Raw genomic sequence first — 20,605 nt, forward strand, 5'->3', positions numbered from 1 at the left:
GGCTCAGTCTTACCTGGGGATCCGGACCACGCCCTCCTGGATCACCGAAATGGCCAGCCGGCCGTCCTGCGTGTAGATGCGGGCCTGGCCGAGTCCGCGTCCGCCCGACGCGGACGGCGACTCCTGGTCGTACAGCAGCCATTCGTCGGCGCGGAACGGGCGGTGGAACCACATGGCGTGGTCCAGCGAGGCCCCGACGACATCGCCGGTCACCCAGCCGCCGCGCCCGTGCGCGAGCAGGATGGAGTCCAGCAGCGTCATGTCGGAGACGTAGGTGGCGAGGACGACGTGCAGGAGCGGGTCGTCGGCCAGCTTGCCGTTCGTGCGGAACCACACCTGGGAGCGCGGCTCGCGCACCTCGCCGACGGTGCCGTACGGTGGCGCGTCGACGTAGCGCAGATCGACGGACTCGCGGGCCTCCAGCAGACGCTCCGCGACGACCGGGTCCGAGAAGACGTCGGCGTACCGCGGCAGCAGTTCGGCGGCCGTGGGCAGCGTCTCCGGGTCGGGTGCGGGCGGCATCTCGGCCTGGTGCTCCATGCCCTCCTCGTACGTCTGGAACGACGCGGAGAGATGGAAGATCGGCTGTCCGTGCTGGACCGCGACCACCCGGCGTGTGGTGAAGGAACGGCCGTCGCGGATGCGGTCCACCGAGTACACGATGGGCGCGCCGGGGTCCCCCGCACGCAGGAAGTACGCGTGCAGGGAGTGCGCCAACCGGTCCTCGGGGACTGTGCGCCCCGCGGCGACCAGTGCCTGCGCCGCCACCTGTCCCCCGAAGACGCGGGGGACGACGGCGGAGCGGGACCGGCCGCGGAAAATGTCCTGCTCGATCCGCTCCAGGTCGAGCAGGTCGAGCAGTGACTGAAGTGCCTGACTCATGACGTCAGTTGTATCGTGAACTTTTTTCGCGGACCTTACAGGCCCATGTCCTTGGCGATGATCGTCTTCATGATCTCGCTGGTGCCGCCGTAGATGCGGTTGACGCGGTTGTCCGCGTACAGGCGGGCGATCGGGTACTCGTTCATGAAGCCGTAGCCGCCGTGCAGCTGGAGGCAGCGGTCGATGACGCGGTGCGCGACCTCGGTGCAGAACAGCTTGGCGCTGGCGGCCTCGGCCGGGGTGAGCTCGCCCGCGTCGAGGGCCTCCAGGGCGCGGTCGGCGACCGCCTCGGCGGCGTCCACCTCGGCCTGGCAGGCGGCCAGCTCGAACTTGGTGTTCTGGAAGGAGGCGACGGTCTTGCCGAAGACGGTGCGCTCCTGGACGTACTCCTTGGCGAACCGGACGGCGGCCTTGGCCTGCGCGTAGGCGCCGAAGGCGATACCCCAGCGCTCGGAGGCCAGGTTGTGGCCGAGGTAGTAGAAGCCCTTGTTCTCCTCGCCGAGGAGGTCCTCGACCGGAACCTTGACGTCGACGAACGCCAGCTCGGCGGTGTCGGAGGTCTTCAGGCCGAGCTTGTCGAGCTTGCGGCCGATGGAGTAGCCCTCGGCCTTGGTGTCCACGGCGAACAGGGAGATGCCGAAGCGGCGGTCCTCGGCCGTGGGCGCGGAGGTGCGGGCGCAGACGATGACGCGGTCGGCGTGGACGCCGCCGGTGATGAAGGTCTTGGCGCCGTTGAGGACGTAGTGCGTGCCGTCCTCGGAGAGCTTGGCGGTGGTCTTCATGCCCGCGAGGTCGGAGCCGGTGCCCGGCTCGGTCATCGCGAGGGCCCACATCTCCTCGCCGGAGACGAACTTCGGCAGGAAGCGCTTCTTCTGCTCGTCGCTGGCGAGCATCTTTATGTAGGGCAGGCCGAGCAGCACGTGCACGCCGGAGCCACCGAACTGGACACCGGCGCGGGCGGTCTCCTCGTACATCACGGCTTCGAACTTGTACGAGTCGATGCCGGCGCCGCCGAACTCCTCGTCGACGCGGATGCCGAAGACGCCGAGCTCGGCGAGCTTGTAGTAGAAGTCGCGCGGCGCCTGGCCGGCCGCGAACCACTCGTCGTAGACCGGGACGACCTCGGCCTCGATGAAGGCGCGCAGGGTCTCCCGGAACGCCTCGTGGTCCTCGTTGAACACAGTACGGCGCACCGCCGCCACCTCCACCTGGGGTTTCTGTCTAAGCGCTTGCTCAGACAGCACGTTACCCGCCAGTCACGACGGTCGTCCAGAGCAACCAGTACGAGACGCTCGTCACCTCCGCCACCCCCTCAAGCACCGCCGCAGCGGCGAGCACCCGCGACGGCGCAGACCGGCGGCGCCCAGGCGGCCGGCGGTGCCGAGGTGGTCGACGATGCCGGGGCGGTCGGCGGCCGTCGGCCTCAGTCGGTTCCGACAGCCGCGAACGCCCCCCGGGCCATCCGGTGCAGCAGCGCCGCGGTCGCCCCACGGCCCGGCAGGGACCCGGGGCGGCCCAGGTGCGGCGTCGAGTTCAGCAGCCCGAAGACCGAGTGCACCGCCGAGCGGGCGGCAGGCTCGGTCAGCCCGGGGTAGACCTCGCGCACGACCTCCACCCACAGCTCGACGTACTGCCGCTGGAGCTGGCGTACGAGCTTGCGGTCGCTGTCCCGGAGGCGGTCCAGCTCGCGGTCGTGCAGGGTGATCAGGGGGCGGTCGTCGAGCGCGAAGTCGATGTGCCCCTCGATGAGCGAGTCGAGGAGCCCCTCGGGGCTCCCGTCGGCCTCCGCCACCCGTCGCTTGCCCCCCGTCAGCAGCTGCCCGCTGATCCCCACCAGCAGCTCGGCGAGCATCGCGTCCTTGCCGGCGAAGTGCCGGTAAAGACCGGGGCCGCTGATGCCGACGGCCGCTCCTATCTCGTCCACGCCGACACCGTGGAAGCCACGCTCGGCGAAGAGCCGCGCGGCCTCCTTGAGGATCTGCTCGCGGCGGGTGGGGGCGTCGGTTCTGGTGGCCATGAAAGCAATTCTAGACAGGGAGGTTAGCGGTCGTTAACCTGAAGGAAATGCGTTAACGCTCATTAACTGGTGGACCACTGGTGAGGGGACCGCAGGATGCACGAGGCACCGGAGCTGACGAGCGCGGCAGACCCCGCGTCGGAGGCCTGGCGGGCCAATGAGGCGGCGCACCGCGCGCTGGGCGAGGAGCTGCGGCAGAAGCTGGCCGCGGCCCGGCTCGGCGGCGGTGAGCGGGCCCGGGAGAGGCACACCGCGCGCGGGAAGCTGCTCCCGCGCGACCGCGTGGACACCCTCCTCGACCCAGGATCACCCTTCCTGGAGCTGGCGCCCCTCGCCGCTGACGGAATGTACGACGGGCAGGCCCCGGCCGCCGGCGTGATCGCCGGGATCGGCCGGGTCAGCGGGCGCGAGTGCGTGATCGTCGCCAACGACGCCACCGTCAAGGGCGGCACGTACTACCCGATGACGGTGAAGAAGCACCTGCGCGCCCAGGAGGTGGCCCTCGAAAACCGCCTCCCCTGTGTGTACCTCGTCGACTCCGGGGGCGCCTTCCTGCCGATGCAGGACGAGGTCTTCCCCGACCGCGAGCACTTCGGGCGGATCTTCTACAACCAGGCGCGGATGTCGGGCGCCGGCATCCCGCAGATCGCGGCCGTCCTCGGGTCCTGCACGGCGGGCGGCGCCTACGTCCCGGCCATGAGCGACGAGGCCGTGATCGTGCGCAACCAGGGCACGATCTTCCTCGGCGGCCCACCCCTGGTGAAGGCCGCCACCGGCGAGGTCGTCACGGCCGAGGAGCTGGGCGGCGGCGAGGTCCACGCGCGCGTGTCGGGTGTCACCGACCACCTGGCGGAGGACGACGCCCACGCGCTGCGGATCGTACGGAACATCGCGGCCACCCTTCCCGCCCGCGGACCGCTGCCCTGGTCGGTCGAGCCGACCGTCGAGCCGAAGGTGGACCCGTACGGGCTGTACGGGGCGGTGCCGGTCGACTCCCGCACCCCCTATGACGTGCGCGAGGTCATCGCGCGCGTGGTCGACGGTTCGCGTTTCGCCGAGTTCAAGGCGGAGTTCGGGCAGACCCTGATCACCGGCTTCGCCCGGATCCACGGGCACCCGGTCGGCATCGTCGCCAACAACGGCATCCTGTTCTCCGAGTCCGCCCAGAAGGGCGCCCACTTCATCGAGCTGTGCGACCAGCGCGGCATCCCGCTGGTGTTCCTGCAGAACATCTCCGGGTTCATGGTCGGGCGCCAGTACGAGGCCGGTGGCATCGCCAAGCACGGCGCCAAGATGGTGACGGCCGTGGCGTGTACGAGGGTCCCCAAACTCACGGTCGTGATCGGCGGCTCGTACGGCGCGGGCAACTACTCGATGTGCGGCCGGGCGTACTCGCCGCGCTTCCTGTGGATGTGGCCCAACGCCAAGATCTCCGTGATGGGCGGCGAGCAGGCCGCGTCGGTCCTCGCGACCGTCAAGCGCGACCAGTTGGAGGCGCGCGGCGAGTCCTGGCCCGTCGAGGAGGAAGAGGCCTTCAAGGACCCGATCCGCGCACAGTACGAGCACCAGGGGAACGCCTACTACGCGACGGCCCGGCTCTGGGACGACGGCGTGATCGACCCGATGGAGACCCGGCAGGTGCTGGGTCTCGCCCTGACCGCCTGCGCCAACGCGCCCCTGGGTGACCCCCAGTTCGGCGTCTTCCGGATGTGAGGGACCTCTGACCATGTTCGACACCGTTCTTGTGGCCAACCGGGGCGAGATCGCGGTCCGGGTCATCCGTACGCTGCGGTCGCTGGGCGTGCGCTCCGTGGCCGTCTTCTCCGACGCCGACGCGGACGCCCGGCATGTCCGCGAGGCGGACACGGCGGTACGGATCGGCCCCGCGCCGGCGGCCGAGAGCTATCTGTCCGTGCAGCGGCTCCTGGAGGCGGCGGCTCGGACGGGAGCGCAGGCCGTGCACCCGGGCTACGGCTTCCTCGCGGAGAACGCGTCCTTCGCGCGCGCCTGCGCCGACGCCGGGCTCGTCTTCATCGGACCACCTGCCGAAGCGATCTCCCTGATGGGCGACAAGATCCGCGCCAAGGAGACGGTGCAGGCGGCCGGGGTCCCCGTGGTGCCGGGTTCGAGCGGCAGCGGGCTCACCGACGCGGAGTTGGCCGACGCGGCTCGGGAGATCGGTGTGCCGGTGCTGCTGAAGCCCTCGGCGGGCGGCGGCGGCAAGGGCATGCGGCTCGTGCGGGTCGAGGCGCTGCTCGCCGACGAGATCGCGGCCGCCCGCCGCGAGGCCCGCGCCTCCTTCGGCGACGACACCCTGCTCGTCGAGCGCTGGATCGACCGCCCCCGGCACATCGAGATCCAGGTCCTGGCGGACGGCCACGGCAATGTCGTGCACCTGGGCGAGCGCGAGTGCTCCCTCCAGCGCCGCCACCAGAAGATCATCGAGGAGGCGCCGAGCGTGCTCCTCGACGAGGCCACGCGCGCCGCGATGGGCGAGGCGGCGGTCCAGGCGGCCCGCTCCTGCGGCTACCGGGGCGCTGGCACGGTGGAGTTCATCGTGCCGGGCGGCGACCCGTCGTCGTACTACTTCATGGAGATGAACACCCGCCTCCAGGTGGAGCACCCGGTCACCGAGCTGATCACGGGTGTCGACCTGGTGGAGTGGCAGCTCCGGGTGGCGGCGGGCGAGCGACTGCCGTACGGACAGCAGGACATCACGCTGACGGGGCATGCCGTGGAGGCCCGCGTCTGCGCCGAGGACCCCGCGCGCGGGTTCCTCCCCTCCGGCGGCACGGTGCTCGCGCTGCGCGAGCCGCAGGGCGACGGCCTGCGCACCGACTCGGGGCTGAGCGAGGGCACGGAAGTCGGTTCGCTCTACGACCCGATGCTCTCCAAGGTCATCGCCTACGGCCCCGATCGCGCGACCGCGCTGCGCAAGCTCCGGGCGGCCCTCGCGGAGACGGTCACGCTGGGGGTGCAGACCAACGCGGGTTTCCTGCGGCGTCTGCTGGCCCATCCGGCGGTGGTCGCGGGCGAGTTGGACACGGGACTGGTGGAGCGCGAGGCGGACTCCCTGGTCTCCGGCGACGTACCGGACGAGGTGTACGAGGCCGCGGCCGCCGTACGGCTCGAAGCGCTGCGGCCCCGGGGCGAGGGCTGGACCGACCCCTTCTCCGCGCCGAGCGGGTGGCGGCTCGGAGGCGCGCCCAAGCCGGTGGGCTTCCACCTGCGGGTGCTCGACCCCGTGGAGTACACCCCTCGCGGCACCCACACCGTCACCACCGACCAGGTCTCCGTGACCCTGGACGGCGTACGCCACACCTTCCACCGCGCCGCCGACTGGCTCGGCCGCGACGGCGACGCCTGGCATGTGCGCGACCACGACCCCGTGGCCGCCTCCCTCACCGGCGCCGCGCACGCCGGAGCCGACTCGCTCACCGCCCCCATGCCCGGCACGGTGACCGTCGTGAAGGTCGCCGTGGGCGATGAAGTGGCCGCCGGGCAGAGCCTGCTGGTGGTCGAGGCGATGAAGATGGAGCACGTCATCTCCGCGCCGCACGCCGGGACCGTCAGCGAGCTGGACGTCACTCCGGGCACGACCGTCGCCATGGACCAGGTGCTGGCCGTGATCGCACCGCACGAGGAGGCGGAATGACCGTGCAGGGACTGCCCATGGCCGTACCGGCCCAGGACCTGCCCGCCCGGGTGCGGATCCACGAGGTCGGTGCGCGCGACGGACTGCAGAACGAGAAGGCGACCGTACCGACCGAGGTCAAGGCGGAGTTCGTCCGGCGCCTCGCCGACGCGGGCCTGACCACGATTGAGGCCACCAGCTTCGTGCACCCCAAGTGGGTGCCCCAACTGGCGGACGCGGAACAGCTGTTCCCGCTGATCAGCGACCTGCCAGGGGTACGTCTGCCCGTCCTCGTGCCGAACGAGCGAGGACTCGACCGCGCCCTCGCCCTCGGCGCCCGCCACGTCGCCGTCTTCGCCAGCGCCACGGAGTCCTTCGCGAAGGCCAACCTCAACCGGACCGTCGACGAGGCGCTGGCCATGTTCGAGCCGGTGGTGGCCCGGGCCAAGGCGGACAAGGTGCACGTCCGCGGCTACCTCTCCATGTGCTTCGGCGACCCCTGGGAGGGTGCCGTCCCCATCCATCAGGTCGTCCGCGTCTGCAAGTCCCTGATGGACATGGGCTGCGACGAGCTGAGCCTCGGCGACACGATCGGCGTGGCGACGCCGGGCCACGTCCAGAGCCTGCTCGCCGAGCTCAATGAGGAGGGCGTGCCGACCAGTGCGCTCGGCGTGCACTTCCACGACACGTACGGCCAGGCGCTCGCCAACACCCTGGCCGCGCTGCAGCACGGCGTCACGACCGCCGACGCCTCCGCGGGCGGCCTCGGCGGCTGCCCGTACGCGAAGTCCGCGACCGGCAACCTCGCCACCGAAGACCTCGTATGGATGCTCCAGGGCCTCGGTATCGACACCGGGGTCGACCTCGGCCGTCTCACCGCCACCAGCGTGTGGATGGCCGGACAACTGGGCCGACCCAGCCCGTCCCGCACCGTCAAAGCACTCGGTAAATCGACACAGTCCCACCAGGAGTGATCCCCATGTCCCTCGACCACCGCCTCTCCCCAGAACTCGAAGTACTCCGCCGTACGGTCGAGGAGTTCGCCCACGACGTCGTGGCGCCGAAGATCGGCGACTTCTACGAGCGGCACGAGTTCCCGTACGAGATCGTGCGGGAGATGGGCCGCATGGGCCTGTTCGGGCTGCCGTTCCCGGAGGAGTACGGCGGCATGGGCGGCGACTATCTCGCCCTCGGCATCGCCCTGGAGGAGCTCGCCCGGGTGGACTCCTCCGTGGCCATCACCCTGGAGGCGGGCGTCTCGCTCGGCGCCATGCCGATCCACCTCTTCGGCACCGAGGAGCAGAAGCGCGAGTGGCTCCCCCGGCTCTGCTCCGGCGAGATCCTCGGCGCCTTCGGGCTGACCGAGCCGGACGGCGGCTCGGACGCGGGCGCGACGCGTACGACGGCCCGGCTCGACGCCGAGACGAACGAGTGGGTGATCAACGGGAGCAAGTGCTTCATCACCAACTCGGGCACGGACATCACGGGACTGGTGACGGTCACCGCGGTCACCGGCCGCAAGGCCGACGGCAAGCCGCAGATCTCCTCGATCATCGTGCCGTCCGGCACCCCGGGCTTCACGGTCGCGGCGCCGTACTCGAAGGTGGGCTGGAACGCGTCCGACACCCGCGAGCTGTCCTTCTCCGACGTGCGCGTCCCGGCCGCCAACCTGCTCGGCGAGGAGGGCCGCGGCTACGCCCAGTTCCTGCGGATTCTCGACGAGGGCCGGATCGCCATCGCGGCCCTGGCGACGGGGCTGGCGCAGGGCTGCGTCGACGAGTCGGTGAAGTACGCCAAGGAGCGGCACGCGTTCGGACGGCCGATCGGCGCGAACCAGGCGATCCAGTTCAAGATCGCCGACATGGAGATGAAGGCCCACACGGCCCGCCTGGCGTGGCGCGACGCCGCGTCCCGTCTGGTGAGCGGGGAGCCCTTCAAGAAGGAGGCCGCCCTCGCCAAGCTGTACTCGTCCACGATCGCCGTCGACAACGCCCGCGACGCCACCCAGGTCCACGGCGGCTACGGCTTCATGAACGAGTACCCGGTGGCCCGTATGTGGCGCGACTCCAAAATCCTGGAGATCGGCGAAGGCACCAGCGAGGTGCAGCGGATGCTGATCGCACGGGAGTTGGGGCTGGTCGGCTGACCTCCGCCGCCCACCACTGGCGGCACCACCCACCACCCCCGCCCCCCACTTACCCCCACCCCCCACCACGACCGGCCTGTGCCCACCTGGGCGCAGGCCGGTCGTGTTTCGTCGCGCACCCCGACGCATCCCCACGCCCTGGACAGAAAGTTAGGTTAGGCTAACCTACCTTCGAACATGTCCGGCGGGCGTTCCTGCCCCGTGCCGAAAGCAGTCACACTCATGTCCAACGCCCGTGCCACCCACCTCACCCGTCGCGGCATCCTCGCCGCGGGCGGCGCCCTCGGCCTCGGTGCCGTCCTCGCCGCCTGTGGCGACGACAAGGACTCGAAAAACGGTGGCGCGGACTCCACGAAGGCCGCAGAGAAGTCCGGTCCCTGGACCTTCGAGGACGACCGTGGCACCACCGTGAAGACGGACAAGGTCCCGGCGAACATTGTCGCGTTCACCGGTGTCGCCGCCGCGCTCTACGACTACGGCATCGAGGTCAAGGGCGTCTTCGGCCCGACGGAGACCAAGGCCGGCAAGGCCGATGTCCAGGCCGGCGACATGGACATCAGCAAAGTGACGATCCTCGGCAATGAGTGGGGCCAGTTCAACATCGAGAAGTACGCGGGCCTCGCCCCCGACGTCCTCGTCTCGACGATGTTCGACGACGCGGGCACCCTCTGGTACGTCCCCGGGGAGTCCAAGGCCAAGATCCTCAAGCTGGCCCCGAGCGTCGGCATCTCCGTCTACGACGTGCAGATGCCCAAGCCGCTGGAGCGCATGCTCGCGCTCGCCGAGTCGCTCGGCGCCGATGTGAAGTCCGCGAAGATCACCGAGGCGAAGAAGAAGTTCGAGACGGCCGCCGAGCGGCTGCGCAAGGCCGCCAAGGCCCGCCCGGAGATCAAGGTGCTGGCCGGCTCCGCGAGCCAGGACATCTTCTACGTCTCCGGCTCCAACCTCTCCATCGACCTGGAGCACTTCAAGGCGCTCGGCGTGAACATCGTCGAGCCACCGGCCAACGCCCTGAAGGCCAGCGGCGGCTGGTTCGAGAACCTGAGCTGGGAGAACGTCGACAAGTACCCGGCCGACATCATCATCATGGACGACCGCTCCTCGACCATCCAGCCGGCCGACATCACCGAGGCCACCTGGAAGAAGCTGCCCGCCGTCAAGGCCGGCCAGGTCATCGCGCGCACGCCCGAGCCGATCCTGTCCTACGACAAGTGCACCCCGATCCTCGACAACCTCGCCGAGGCCATCGAGAAGGCCAAGAAGGTCGCCTGACTTCCCCTGCCGTGATCCTCTGACGTTGACTCAGGAGCACTGATGACGACGGCCGTAGCCGCCCCGTTCCGTTTCTTCACCCTCCAGGTCGTACGGACGAGGCGGCTCGGTCCGTCTCTGGTCCGGGTGACCTTCGCGGGCCCCGATCTGCACGCGTTCCACTCCAACGGACTCGACCAGAGCCTGTCGCTCTTCCTGCCGCACCCGGGCCGGCCCGAGCCCGTCGTCCCCATCGAACTGGGCGACAGCTGGTGGCAGGGCTGGCACGAACTCCCGGACGACGTAAGGGCGGTGATGCGCTCGTACACCCTGCGCGCCCTGCGGCGCAGCCCCGACGAGATCGACATCGACTTCGCGCTGCACGGCGTGCAGCCGGGTGCGGCGACACCCGCGGGGCCCGCGTCGCTCTGGGCGTCCCGAGCGTCCGCCGGCGACCGCGTCGTCCTGCTCGGCCCGGCGGTCGAGGACAACAGGGCGATCCGCTTCCGCCCGCCCGAGGACACCGACCTGGTAGTCATCTGGGGCGACGAGACCGCCGTGCCCGCCGCCTCGGCCATCCTCGAATCGCTGCCTGCGGACACCCGCGTCCGCGCCTGGCTGGAGGTCCATCACGCCGGCGACATCCAGGACTTGGTGACCGCGGCCGACGCTGAGATCACCTGGCTCGTACGCGGCGACGACCCCCACTGCCTCAGCGGCGTGGGAGGTGCCCCCACCCCCATGGCCGTCGAAGCCGTACGAGCCGCCCGACTTCCGCCCGCCGAAGCGCCGTACGCCTGGATCGCGGGCGAGTCCGGTCAGGTGAAGGAGTTGCGCCGCCATCTCGTGCGCGAGCGCGGGATCGACCGCAGGCGCGTCACCTTCGTCGGCTACTGGCGGCAGGGGCTCAGCGAGGAGCAACTGCGCAAAACAGAGTGAGCCGCAGGGGTGCGCCGGGGTCGAGAGTGCATGGGGGTCCCTCCCGCTCGAGCGAAGCCGAGAGTGGGGGAGCGCGGAGGCCCGAAGGGGTGAGCACGGTCGGGCTCTCGACCCCGGCTGGAGCGCCCCGGAGGCGAACGACCAAAAAAAGGGGGGAGTGACGCCGGTCACGGGAGGGGCGAGTTTCGCCGAACTCGACTTAGGTTAGGCTAACCTAAGTTGAAGTCCTCGACTTCCGCCCCTCTCCTGTCCCGCACGGACTGTCCCCACCGGAGGACCCCCACATGCGCTCGCACCTGCTCAATGACACGACCGCGGATCGGTACCGCCGATCCGTGACCGAAGGAATCGAGCGGGTGGCGGCCAAACTCGCCACCACCAACCGTCCGTTCACCGGCGTCACGGTCGACGCCCTCGCTCCCCGCATCGAGCAGATCGACCTGGACCGCCCACTGCACGACACCACCGCGGTCCTCGACGAGCTGGAGGAGGTCTACCTCCGGGACGCGATCTACTTCCACCACCCGCGCTACCTCGCGCACCTCAACTGCCCGGTCGTCATCCCTGCCGTCCTCGGCGAAGCCGTCCTCTCCGCCGTCAACTCCTCACTGGACACCTGGGACCAGTCGGCCGGCGGCACTCTCATCGAGCGCAAGCTCATCGACTGGACCAACAAGCGGCTCGGCCTCGGCCCGGTGGCCGACGGCGTGTTCACCTCCGGCGGCTCGCAGTCCAACCTCCAGGCGCTGCTGCTGGCCCGCGAGGAGGCCAAGCCCGGGCGGGCAGGGGGCGAACCCGGGGACAAGCTCGCCACACTGCGTGTCTTCGCCTCCGAGGTCAGTCACTTCAGCGTCAGGAAATCGGCCGAACTACTCGGCCTGAGCGCGGACTCCGTCGTCTCGATCCCCGTCGACCACGACAAGCGCCTGCAGACGGTCGCCCTCGCCCACGAGCTGGAGCGCTGCGAGCCTGACGGCTTCGTCCCCATGGCCGTCGTCGCCACCGCGGGCACCACCGACTTCGGCTCCATCGACCCACTGCCCGAAATCGCGGAACTGTGCGCCCGGTTCGGCGCCTGGATGCACGTCGACGCCGCCTACGGCTGCGGACTGCTCACTTCCCTGAAGAACCGGGACCGCCTCGCCGGCATCGAGCGCGCCGACTCCGTCACCGTCGACTACCACAAGTCCTTCTTCCAGCCGGTGAGTTCGTCCGCCGTGCTCGTCCGGGACGCCTCCACCCTGCGCCACGCGACCTACCACGCGGAGTACTTGAACCCCCGCCGCATGGTCCAGGAGCGGATCCCCAACCAGGTGGACAAGTCCCTGCAGACCACCCGCCGCTTCGACGCCCTCAAGCTGTGGATGACGCTGCGCGTGATGGGCGCCGACGGCATCGGCGAACTCTTCGACGAGGTCTGTGACCTGGCGGTGGAGGGCTGGAAGCTGCTGGCCGCCGACCCGCGCTACGACGTCGTGGTCGTGCCGTCCCTCTCCACCCTGGTCTTCCGCTACATCCCGGCCGCCGTCACCGACCCGGCCGAGATCGACCGCGCCAACCTGTACGCCCGCAAGGCCCTGTTCGCCTCCGGTGACGCCGTCGTGGCGGGCACCGAGGTCGGCGGGCGCCACTACCTGAAGTTCACGTTGCTCAACCCCGAGACCACGGCCGAAGACATCGCCGCCGTACTCGATCTGATCGCCGGCCATGCCGAGCAGTACCTGGGAGAGTCCCTTGACCGCGCTTCCTGAAGCCACGAACAAGACCTACGACTTCCTGGGGATCGGGCTCGGGCCCTTCAACCTCGGCCTCGCCTGCCTCACCGAGCCCATCGCCGAACTCGACGGCGTCTTCCTGGACTCGAAGCCCGACTTCGAGTGGCACGCGGGCATGTTTCTCGACGGGGCCCACCTCCAGACCCCGTTCCTGTCGGACCTGGTCACCCTGGCCGACCCGACGTCGCCGTACTCCTTCCTCAACTACCTGAAGGAGAAAAGCCGGCTGTACTCGTTCTACATCCGCGAGAACTTCTACCCGCTGCGGGTCGAGTACGACGACTACTGCCGCTGGGCGGCCTCGAAACTGAGCAGCGTCCGCTTCAGCACGACCGTCGCCGAAGTGACGTACGAGGACGATCTCTACCTCGTACGGACGCGGGCCGGTGACGTGTACCGCGCCCGCCACCTGGTTCTCGGCACCGGCACCCCGCCGTACCTCCCCGAGGCCTGCGCGGGCCTGGGCGGCGACTTCATCCACAACTCCCGCTACATGCAGCACAAGGCGGAGTTGCAGCGCAAGGACTCGATCACACTGGTCGGCAGCGGTCAGTCCGCCGCCGAGATCTACTACGACCTGCTCAGCGAGATCGACGTCCACGGCTATCAGCTGAACTGGGTCACCCGCTCGCCGCGCTTCTTCCCGCTGGAGTACACGAAACTCACGCTGGAGATGACCTCTCCGGAGTACATCGACTACTACCACGCGCTGCCGGAGCGGACCCGCTACCGCCTCACGGCCCAGCAGAAGGGCCTGTTCAAGGGCATCGACGGCGACCTGATCAACGAGATCTTCGACCTGCTCTACCAGAAGAACCTCGGCGGCCCGGTCCCCACTCGACTGCTCACCAACTCCTCGCTCGACACCGTCACTTACCGGGACGGCGGCTACGAGCTGGGCCTGCGCCAGGAGGAGCAGGAGAAGGACTACGAGCTGCGCTCCGAGGGCCTGATCCTCGCCACCGGCTACTCCTACGCCGAGCCGGAGTTCCTCAAGCCCGTCCAGGACCGGCTGCGCCACGACTCACAGGGCAACTTCGACATCGCCCGCAACTACTCGATCGACACCACGGGCCGGGGCGTCTTCCTCCAGAACGCCGGCGTCCACACGCACAGCATCACGTCCCCGGACCTGGGCATGGGCGCGTACCGCAACGCGTACATCATCCGAGAGCTGCTCGGCACCGAGTACTACCCGGTCGAGAAGACGATCGCGTTCCAGGAGTTCGCCGCATGAGCACCACGAGCCGCATGAACAGCACCGGCATCGGCACCTTCACCATCCGCCCGCTCGATCCCACCGAGGACGCCGAGCTCTTGCACGGCTGGGTCACCCACCCCAAGGCCGCCTTCTGGATGATGCAGGAGGCGAAACTGCCCGATGTGGAGCGCGAGTACATGGCCATCGCGGCCGGCGAGTACCACGACGCGTTCCTCGGGCTGCTGGACGGCGAGCCCGTCTTCCTCATGGAGCGCTACGACCCGGCGCGCGTCGAGCTCGTCGGCCTGTACGAGCCGCAGCCCGGCGACGTCGGCATGCACTTCCTCGTCGCGCCGAGCGACACGCCCGTGCACGGCTTCACCCGGGCCGTGATCACCGCCGTGCTGGAGCACCTGTTCGCCGACCCGGCGACCGCGCGCGTCGTGGTCGAGCCCGACGTACGCAACACGGCGGTGCACGTCCTCAACGAAGCCGTCGGCTTCGTACCCGAGCGCGAGATCCAGAAGCCGGAAAAGAAGGCGCTGCTGAGCTTCTGCACCCGGGAGCAGTTCGAGCAGGCGGTGGCCGCGTGAGCCTCGCCGACGCCGTCGCCCATCTGTCGCCCGAGCGCTGGGCCCGCGCCAACCGCCTGCTCGTCCGCAAGGCGCTCGCCGAGTTCGCCCATGAGCGGCTCATCACGCCGGAGAGCCTCCCTGACGGCCGCTACGAGGTCCGCAGCGACGACGGTCTCACCCGCTACCGCTTCACCGCCCGCCGCCGCTCGCTCGACCACTGGCAGGTCGACGCCGAGTCGATCACCCGGCACCGCGACGGCGGCGAGCTGCCGCCGGCCGGACTCGACTTCTTCATCGAGCTGAAGGAGTCCCTCGGCCTGAGCGACGAGGTCCTGCCGGTCTACCTGGAGGAGATCTCCTCCACTCTCTCGGGCACCTGCTTCAAGCTGGCCAAGCCTCAGATCCCGGTCGGTGAGCTGGTTCGCTCGGGTTTCCAGGCCATCGAGACCGGTATGGCCGAGGGCCACCCCTGCTTCGTCGCCAACAACGGACGGCTCGGCTTCGGGGTGCAGGAGTACCTCTCGTACGCCCCCGAGACCGCGAACCCGGTCCGCCTGGTGTGGCTGGCCGCACACCGCTCGCGGGCCGCCTTCACGGCGGGGGTGGGCCTCGACTACGAGTCCCTCGTGCGCGAGGAGCTGGGCACGGAGACGGTGGAGCGGTTCGCCGCGATCCTCACCGGTCAGGGGCTCGACCCCGCGGACTACCTGCTCATCCCCGTCCACCCCTGGCAGTGGTGGAACAAGCTCTCCGTGACCTTCGCGGCCGAGGTCGCCCAGCGGCACCTCGTCTGCCTCGGCGAGGGCGACGACGAATATCTGGCCCAGCAGTCGATCCGGACGTTCTTCAACCAGTCCCACCCCGAGAAGCACTACGTCAAAACGGCGCTCTCCGTCCTCAACATGGGCTTCATGCGCGGTCTGTCCGCCGCCTACATGGAGGCGACCCCGGCGATCAACGACTGGCTGGCCCAACTCGTCGAGAACGACACGGTGTTGAAGTCGACCGGCCTGTCGGTCATCCGCGAGCGTGCCGCGGTCGGCTACCGCCACCTGGAGTACGAAGCCGCCACGGACCGCTGCTCCCCGTACCGCAAAATGCTCGCCGCCCTGTGGCGCGAGAGCCCGGTGCCCTCGCTCCAGGAGGGCGAGACCCTGGCGACCATGGCGTCCCTCGCGCACGTCGACCACGAGGGCGCGTCCTTCGCGGGCGCCCTGATCGAACAGTCGGGGCTGACGCCGGTGGAGTGGCTGCGCCGCTATCTGCGCGCCTACTTCACGCCGTTGCTGCACAGCTTCTACGCGTACGACCTCGTCTACATGCCGCACGGCGAGAACGTCATCCTGGTCCTGAAGGACGGCGCCGTACAGCGCGCGATCTACAAGGACATCGCCGAGGAGATCGCGGTCATGGACCCGCAGGCGGTACTGCCGCCGGCGGTCGAGCGGATCCGCGTCGAAGTCCCCGAGGACAAGAAACTCCTGTCCCTCTTCACGGACGTCTTCGACTGCTTCTTCCGCTTCCTCGCCGCGAACCTCGCCGACGAGGGCATCCTCGACGAGGACGACTTCTGGCGGACGGTCGCCGAGTCCGTACGCGACTACCAGGACGCGACGCCCGAACTCGCCGACAAATTCCGGCAGTACGACATGTTCGCGCCCGAGTTCGCGCTGTCCTGCCTCAACCGCCTCCAGCTGCGCAACAACAAGCAGATGGTGGACCTGGCGGATCCGTCGGGTGCGCTGCAGCTGGTGGGCAGCCTGAAGAACCCGATCGCGGGTCTCCGAAGCCGGGCGGGGCTCAGGAGACGGTCCTCCTGAGCCCCGCCTCCGTCACCGGGCCGCGGGCCAGGGAACCTGGGGCGACCGGTAGTACCCGATCCCCAGCGCCTCCCACCGCGCCGCCTGCGCCGCGAGCCGCACCTTGTACGTGTCCCAGTCGTGCGTCGTCGCGGGCGACCAGCCGAGCTCGGCGGCACCGGGCAGCCGCGGGAAGGTCATGTAGTCGATGTCGTCGGAGTTCACGATCGTCTCCGTCCACAACGGCGCTTCCACTCCCCGGATCGCCGAACCCGGGGCTCCGGGCAGGTAAGTGCCCGGGTCCCAGTCGTAGGACCGTTTCACCTCGACCAGACCCGCCCAGTCCTGCCCCAGCGGGGTGTCGGCGGTGTACTTCATGTCGAGGTAGAGCCGGTCGGCCGGCGACAGGACCAGGCCCGTCCCGTTCTGCGCAGCCTTCGCGACCTGCGCCTTCTCCTCGGCACTGGTGTCGTCGAGCCCCCAGTACTGCGCGATGGCGCCCTTCGCCACAGTGGCCCCGGTCAGCTGGTGCCAGCCGATCACCGACTTGCCGTACTTGGCGACAATGGGCTGCACCTTGTCCATGAAGGTGACGTAGTCGGCGTGGCTGGTGGAGTGGGCCTCGTCCCCGCCGATGTGCAGGTACTTGCCGGGCGTGATCGCGGCCAGCTCCCGGATCACGTCGTCCACGAAGTCGTACGTCACCGGTTTAGCCACGCACAGTGAGCTGAAGCCGACGTCCGTGCCGGTGTAGAGCGGTGGCGCGGCCCCGTCGCAGTTCAGCTGCGCGTACGAGGCGAGCGCGGCGTTGGTGTGCCCCGGCATGTCGATCTCCGGGACGACCTCCAGATAGCGCGAGGCGGCGTACTGGACGATTTCCTTGTACTGGGCCTTGGCGTAGTAACCGCCCTCGCCGCCGCCGACCTGTGTGGAGCCGCCGTGGGTGGCAAGGCGCGGCCAGGAGTCGATCGCGATGCGCCAGCCCTGGTCGTCGCTCAGGTGCAGATGCAGCTTGTTGACCTTGTAGAGGGCCAACTCGTCGATGTAGCGCTTGACTTGGCCGACGGTGAAGAAGTGCCGGGAGACGTCGAGCATCGCGCCGCGGTAGCCGTAGCGCGGGGTGTCCTTGATGGTGCCGCCGGCAACCAGCCAGGGTCCGGGCTGTACGGAGTTCTTCTCGACGGAGGCCGGGAGGAGCTGACGCAGGGTCTGGACGCCGTGGAAGAGCCCGGCGGGCTTGTCGGCCGTGATGGTGACACCGTCCCGGCCACTGTCGAGGCGGTAGCCCTCGTCACCCAGTCCCGTGCCGCCGAGCCGGAGTCGAATGGATCCCCCGCCGTGCGAGGTGACCGGCAGCCGGTAGCCGGTGGAGGGGCGCAGGATGTCCGCGAGGTAGTCGCCGACCCGGCGGACCTCCCGCGAGTCGTCGATGCGGATGCGGGTGTCACTGGTGATGCGGTACGCGGATCCGCCCGCGTGGACCGAGGCGGGGGCCGGGACCACCTGCCCCAGAGGGGTCGCGGTTCGGTCGACCGCGGAGGGTGCCGCGCCGACGACGGAGATACCGGCAGCTGCCACGAGCAGCAGCGTACCGAGAAGGCGGGGCGTTCTGTGGTGCTGTCTCACATGCGCTCCCTTCGAATGGCCCTTCGCGCGGGCCGTGCGCACGATCCTGCGCACGGCCCTGCACATTGGTAAAGACCACTCTCCCGCAGACCCGGTGAAACAATCCCCCTCATGGCGGAAATCATCCAGCGCGACGGCACGTGGACCTTCGACGGCGACGCACTGCGGTTGACACCGGGACGCGACAAGAACGTCAGCCTGCTCCGCAAGACCCTGGGTGAACTGACCGTCCATCTCGGCGCGTTGGCGGGCGTCTCCTTCGAGCAGGGCAAGAAGACCGGGCGGCTGAGGCTCAGGCTGCGCGACGGCGCCGACCCGCTGCTCCAGGCGACCGGTGGCAAGCTCGCCGAGCCCAACGACCCCTACCAGCTCACCGTCGAGTCCGACCGCTACGGCGTCGCCGAGTACTTCGTGGACGAGGTGCGCAACGCACTGCTCCTCGACCAGGTGCCGTCCGACCCCGTCGACGGCTACCTCCTGCCCGGCCCCTCCGTGCCGTTGTCCGCCTCCGCCGGTGACGGCACCGCGAGCTTCGACGGCGAGCAGGTACGCCTGGAGTGGAACTGGAAGACGGAGGACGCCAAGGCCGCCGCGGGCGCCCGCTCGCTCGCCCTGAGCGACATCACGGCCGTCGAGTGGCATCCCGCGGTCGGCCTGGAGAACGGCTGCCTGCGCTTCGTCGTGCGCGGCGCGCAGACCAAGGCCCCGCCGAAGTACGACCCCAACTCCGTCGAGCTGTGGGGCTTCAAGAAGGACCCGCTGATGGCGCTGGTCGCGGCGGCCGTGCAGGCGCGGCTGCCGCATCCGACGGCTCCCGTCGATCGGGAACGGGTGAAAGAACTGCGGCCCGCCCCGGCGCCGGCCTCCGCCGAGGCCGATCACGACGCCCTCCTGCGCCGCCTGCGCGAGCTCGGCGACCTGCGCAAGGAGGGCGTCCTGACGGACGAGGAGTTCGCGCTGGCCAAGCAGGCGGTCCTCAAGCGCATGTAGCCCGGGTGAGGACCGCCCGTACGCCCCGCCTTCCGAGCGGGGCGTACCAGTGGCCCTACTTGGCCCTGCGCGCCACCGTGAAGTGGTCGATCCGGTCACCGGTCTCGGCGATGCCCTGGACCTTCAGGGTGGTGCAGTGGCCCTTCGGCGCGGGGGTGACGTCCACGCGCAGGAAGGAGTAGTTCAGGTAGCGAACGCGCGACCAGGCGACGGTCTCGTTCTGCTTGCCGTCCTTGAGGTTGACGAAGGAGGCCACGGAGTCGACCTCGTTCTCGTGTCCCTCGTACGAGTCCGGGGCGCTGAAGGCGTACAGACTGCGCCCCGCCGCACCCGCCGTGACGTACACCACGCCCTCGGTGTCGGAGTACGCCGTCTCGCCGATCGGAAGCTTCTTGACGACCTGGTTGCCCTTGATGACGTCCGTGCGCTCGTACTGGTGGTTGTGGCCGTTGATGACCAGGTCGACCGAGTACTTGTCGAACAGCGGCACCCACTCCTGTCGCACGCCCCCCTCCGAGGCGTGCGCCGTGGAGGTGCAGTACGCGCAGTGATGGAAGAACACGATGACGAAGTCGATGTCCTTCGCGGCACGGAACTTCTTCAGCTGGCCCTCGAACCACTTCGTCTGGGTGCCGCCGGAGATGCCGAGGTTGGCCGGGATCTCGAAGGAGACGTCGTTGGGGTCCAGGGAGATGATCGCCGTGTTGCCGTAGACGAAGGAGTAGACGCCCGGGAGGTGCTTCTTGTCCGGACCGTTGTCGGGGAGGGTCCAGCGAGCCTCCTCGCCGCCGTAGCCGTTGGGCGAGTACCAGGCCTCCATGTCGTGGTTGCCGTACGACACCATCCACGGCACGGACTTGGAGACGGACTCGGTCTGGGCGAGGAACTGGTCCCAGGTGCGCGAGTCGAACACCGTGTCGGAGGTCTTGCCCTGGCCGGCCGGGTCACCGTAGGCGATGTCGCCGGCGTGCAGATGGAAGGCCGGGTTCTGGCCGAGGATCAGGCTGTCGTTGGCCAGGGCGTGGTAGCTGACACCCTGGTCGCCGAAGGCCGTGAAGGTGAACGGCTTGGCGTGCGAGGGAGCGGTGGTGAAGGTGCCGAGGGTGCCCAGCAGGTGGGGCTCGGCCGGGTCGAAGCCCGCGTGGCCGACACCGTAGTAGTACGTCTTGCCGGGGCGCAGGTGGGTGAGCTGGGCGTGCACGTAGTACTGCGTGTGGTCGCCGCTCGCGCCGACGCCGGCCGGGGTGTAGAGGGTGCGGACCTCGGCCTCGATCTTGCGGGAGAGGTCCCAGGGGTGGGCGCCGATGCGGATGAACGGCTTGTTGACGGCGGTCGGAACCTGCCAGGAGACGGTCATCTCGGTGCGCGGGTCGGCGCCGTAGGCGAGATGCCGGCCGAAGGGGGCGACGAGCGCGCCGTCGACCTTCTCCGTCGACGTCGAGGCCGCGGTCCGCTGCGTCGGCACCGCGGCCTGTGCGACGGCGCCCGGTACGAAGGCGCCGCCTGCGACGGCGCCCAGGGTGACAGCGCCGCCTCTGATCATGTTGCGCCGCGAGAACTTGGCGCGAAGATACTCGTGCTGCTCAGCCATGCTCATGCGCTCGGCGAGCTTCTCCGGTACGCCCATGCGTGGAGTGTCCATGGCCACAGAAGTTGCTCCCGGCAATCGACGCGGCGCAAGACACAGGATGGACAGCTTCCAAACAGCCCCCCATAAGAGTTTCAACAGTCCATTGCCCGATATCGGGCAGGATTCTTGCGAAACGGCCG

At 69.4% G+C, this 20,605-nt stretch carries 16 protein-coding genes; 11 read left to right on the top strand and 5 right to left on the bottom strand.

All coding sequences use genetic code 11. The features are described 5' to 3' along the window. Positions 1-9: 9 nt before the first annotated feature. From tesB to OG390_RS19005, 3 genes are all read right to left on the bottom strand, one after another. Positions 10-882, bottom strand: coding sequence for an acyl-CoA thioesterase II (gene tesB / locus OG390_RS18995; protein WP_406169437.1), 873 nt, complete (start codon positions 880-882; stop codon positions 10-12). A gap of 35 nt (positions 883-917) precedes the next feature. After that, complete coding sequence (locus OG390_RS19000) at positions 918-2,075, bottom strand: acyl-CoA dehydrogenase family protein (protein WP_399075010.1); 1,158 nt, start codon at positions 2,073-2,075, stop codon at positions 918-920. A gap of 230 nt (positions 2,076-2,305) precedes the next feature. Next, positions 2,306-2,899: a TetR/AcrR family transcriptional regulator gene (locus tag OG390_RS19005; protein ID WP_406169439.1), complete on the bottom strand. Its 594-nt coding sequence runs from the start codon at positions 2,897-2,899 to the stop codon at positions 2,306-2,308. A gap of 96 nt (positions 2,900-2,995) precedes the next feature. Between OG390_RS19005 and OG390_RS19010 the strand changes: the two genes are divergently transcribed. The 10 genes from OG390_RS19010 to OG390_RS19055 all read left to right on the top strand — a co-directional run bounded on the left by OG390_RS19010 (position 2,996) and on the right by OG390_RS19055 (position 16,240). Further along, complete coding sequence (locus OG390_RS19010) at positions 2,996-4,612, top strand: carboxyl transferase domain-containing protein (protein ID WP_406169441.1); 1,617 nt, start codon at positions 2,996-2,998, stop codon at positions 4,610-4,612. Between the two features lie 13 nt (positions 4,613-4,625). Then, positions 4,626-6,554, top strand: coding sequence for an acetyl/propionyl/methylcrotonyl-CoA carboxylase subunit alpha (locus OG390_RS19015; RefSeq protein WP_406169443.1), 1,929 nt, complete (start codon positions 4,626-4,628; stop codon positions 6,552-6,554). Further along, a complete protein-coding gene (locus OG390_RS19020) occupies positions 6,551-7,507 on the top strand; it encodes a hydroxymethylglutaryl-CoA lyase (protein WP_406169445.1) in 957 nt (318 codons plus the stop codon). The genes OG390_RS19015 and OG390_RS19020 overlap by 4 nt, the downstream gene beginning before the upstream one ends. A gap of 5 nt (positions 7,508-7,512) precedes the next feature. Next, complete coding sequence (locus OG390_RS19025) at positions 7,513-8,679, top strand: acyl-CoA dehydrogenase family protein (RefSeq protein ID WP_406169447.1); 1,167 nt, start codon at positions 7,513-7,515, stop codon at positions 8,677-8,679. A 222-nt stretch (positions 8,680-8,901) separates the two neighbouring features. Next, on the top strand, positions 8,902-9,951 hold the full coding sequence (locus OG390_RS19030; RefSeq protein WP_406169449.1) for an ABC transporter substrate-binding protein: 1,050 nt from the start codon (positions 8,902-8,904) through the stop codon (positions 9,949-9,951). A gap of 42 nt (positions 9,952-9,993) precedes the next feature. After that, positions 9,994-10,869, top strand: coding sequence for a siderophore-interacting protein (locus OG390_RS19035; RefSeq protein ID WP_406169451.1), 876 nt, complete (start codon positions 9,994-9,996; stop codon positions 10,867-10,869). 284 nt (positions 10,870-11,153) lie between these two features. Continuing rightward, complete coding sequence (desA, locus tag OG390_RS19040) at positions 11,154-12,620, top strand: lysine decarboxylase DesA (protein ID WP_406169453.1); 1,467 nt, start codon at positions 11,154-11,156, stop codon at positions 12,618-12,620. Continuing rightward, positions 12,604-13,881 (top strand): lysine N(6)-hydroxylase/L-ornithine N(5)-oxygenase family protein, encoded by a 1,278-nt coding sequence (locus tag OG390_RS19045; protein WP_406169455.1) that lies wholly within the window; start codon positions 12,604-12,606, stop codon positions 13,879-13,881. The genes desA and OG390_RS19045 overlap by 17 nt, the downstream gene beginning before the upstream one ends. Continuing rightward, positions 13,878-14,438 carry a GNAT family N-acetyltransferase gene (locus OG390_RS19050; RefSeq protein ID WP_406169456.1) on the top strand — a complete coding sequence of 187 codons (561 nt, stop codon included), beginning with the start codon at positions 13,878-13,880 and terminating at the stop codon, positions 14,436-14,438. The genes OG390_RS19045 and OG390_RS19050 overlap by 4 nt, the downstream gene beginning before the upstream one ends. Continuing rightward, the gene (locus tag OG390_RS19055; protein WP_406169458.1) at positions 14,435-16,240 is read left to right on the top strand and encodes an IucA/IucC family protein; all 1,806 of its coding nucleotides are present in this window, start codon (positions 14,435-14,437) and stop codon (positions 16,238-16,240) included. The genes OG390_RS19050 and OG390_RS19055 overlap by 4 nt, the downstream gene beginning before the upstream one ends. Positions 16,241-16,252: 12 nt before the next feature. On the opposite strand, the gene OG390_RS19060 is transcribed toward OG390_RS19055, so the two are convergent. Then, positions 16,253-17,845 carry a beta-N-acetylhexosaminidase gene (locus tag OG390_RS19060; RefSeq protein WP_406169460.1) on the bottom strand — a complete coding sequence of 531 codons (1,593 nt, stop codon included), beginning with the start codon at positions 17,843-17,845 and terminating at the stop codon, positions 16,253-16,255. 111 nt (positions 17,846-17,956) lie between these two features. On the opposite strand from OG390_RS19060, the gene OG390_RS19065 reads away from it, so the two are divergent. Beyond that, on the top strand, positions 17,957-18,835 hold the full coding sequence (locus tag OG390_RS19065) for a DUF4429 domain-containing protein (protein ID WP_406169462.1): 879 nt from the start codon (positions 17,957-17,959) through the stop codon (positions 18,833-18,835). 55 nt (positions 18,836-18,890) lie between these two features. Here the strand turns inward: OG390_RS19065 and OG390_RS19070 are convergent, their stop codons facing one another. Further along, entirely contained in the window at positions 18,891-20,462 is a 1,572-nt protein-coding gene (locus tag OG390_RS19070) for a purple acid phosphatase family protein (RefSeq protein WP_406177742.1), read from the bottom strand. Positions 20,463-20,605: the final 143 nt, after the last annotated feature.

This window comes from Streptomyces sp. NBC_00996 (genome assembly GCF_045162675.1).
Taxonomy (GTDB): Bacteria; Actinomycetota; Actinomycetes; order Streptomycetales; family Streptomycetaceae; genus Streptomyces.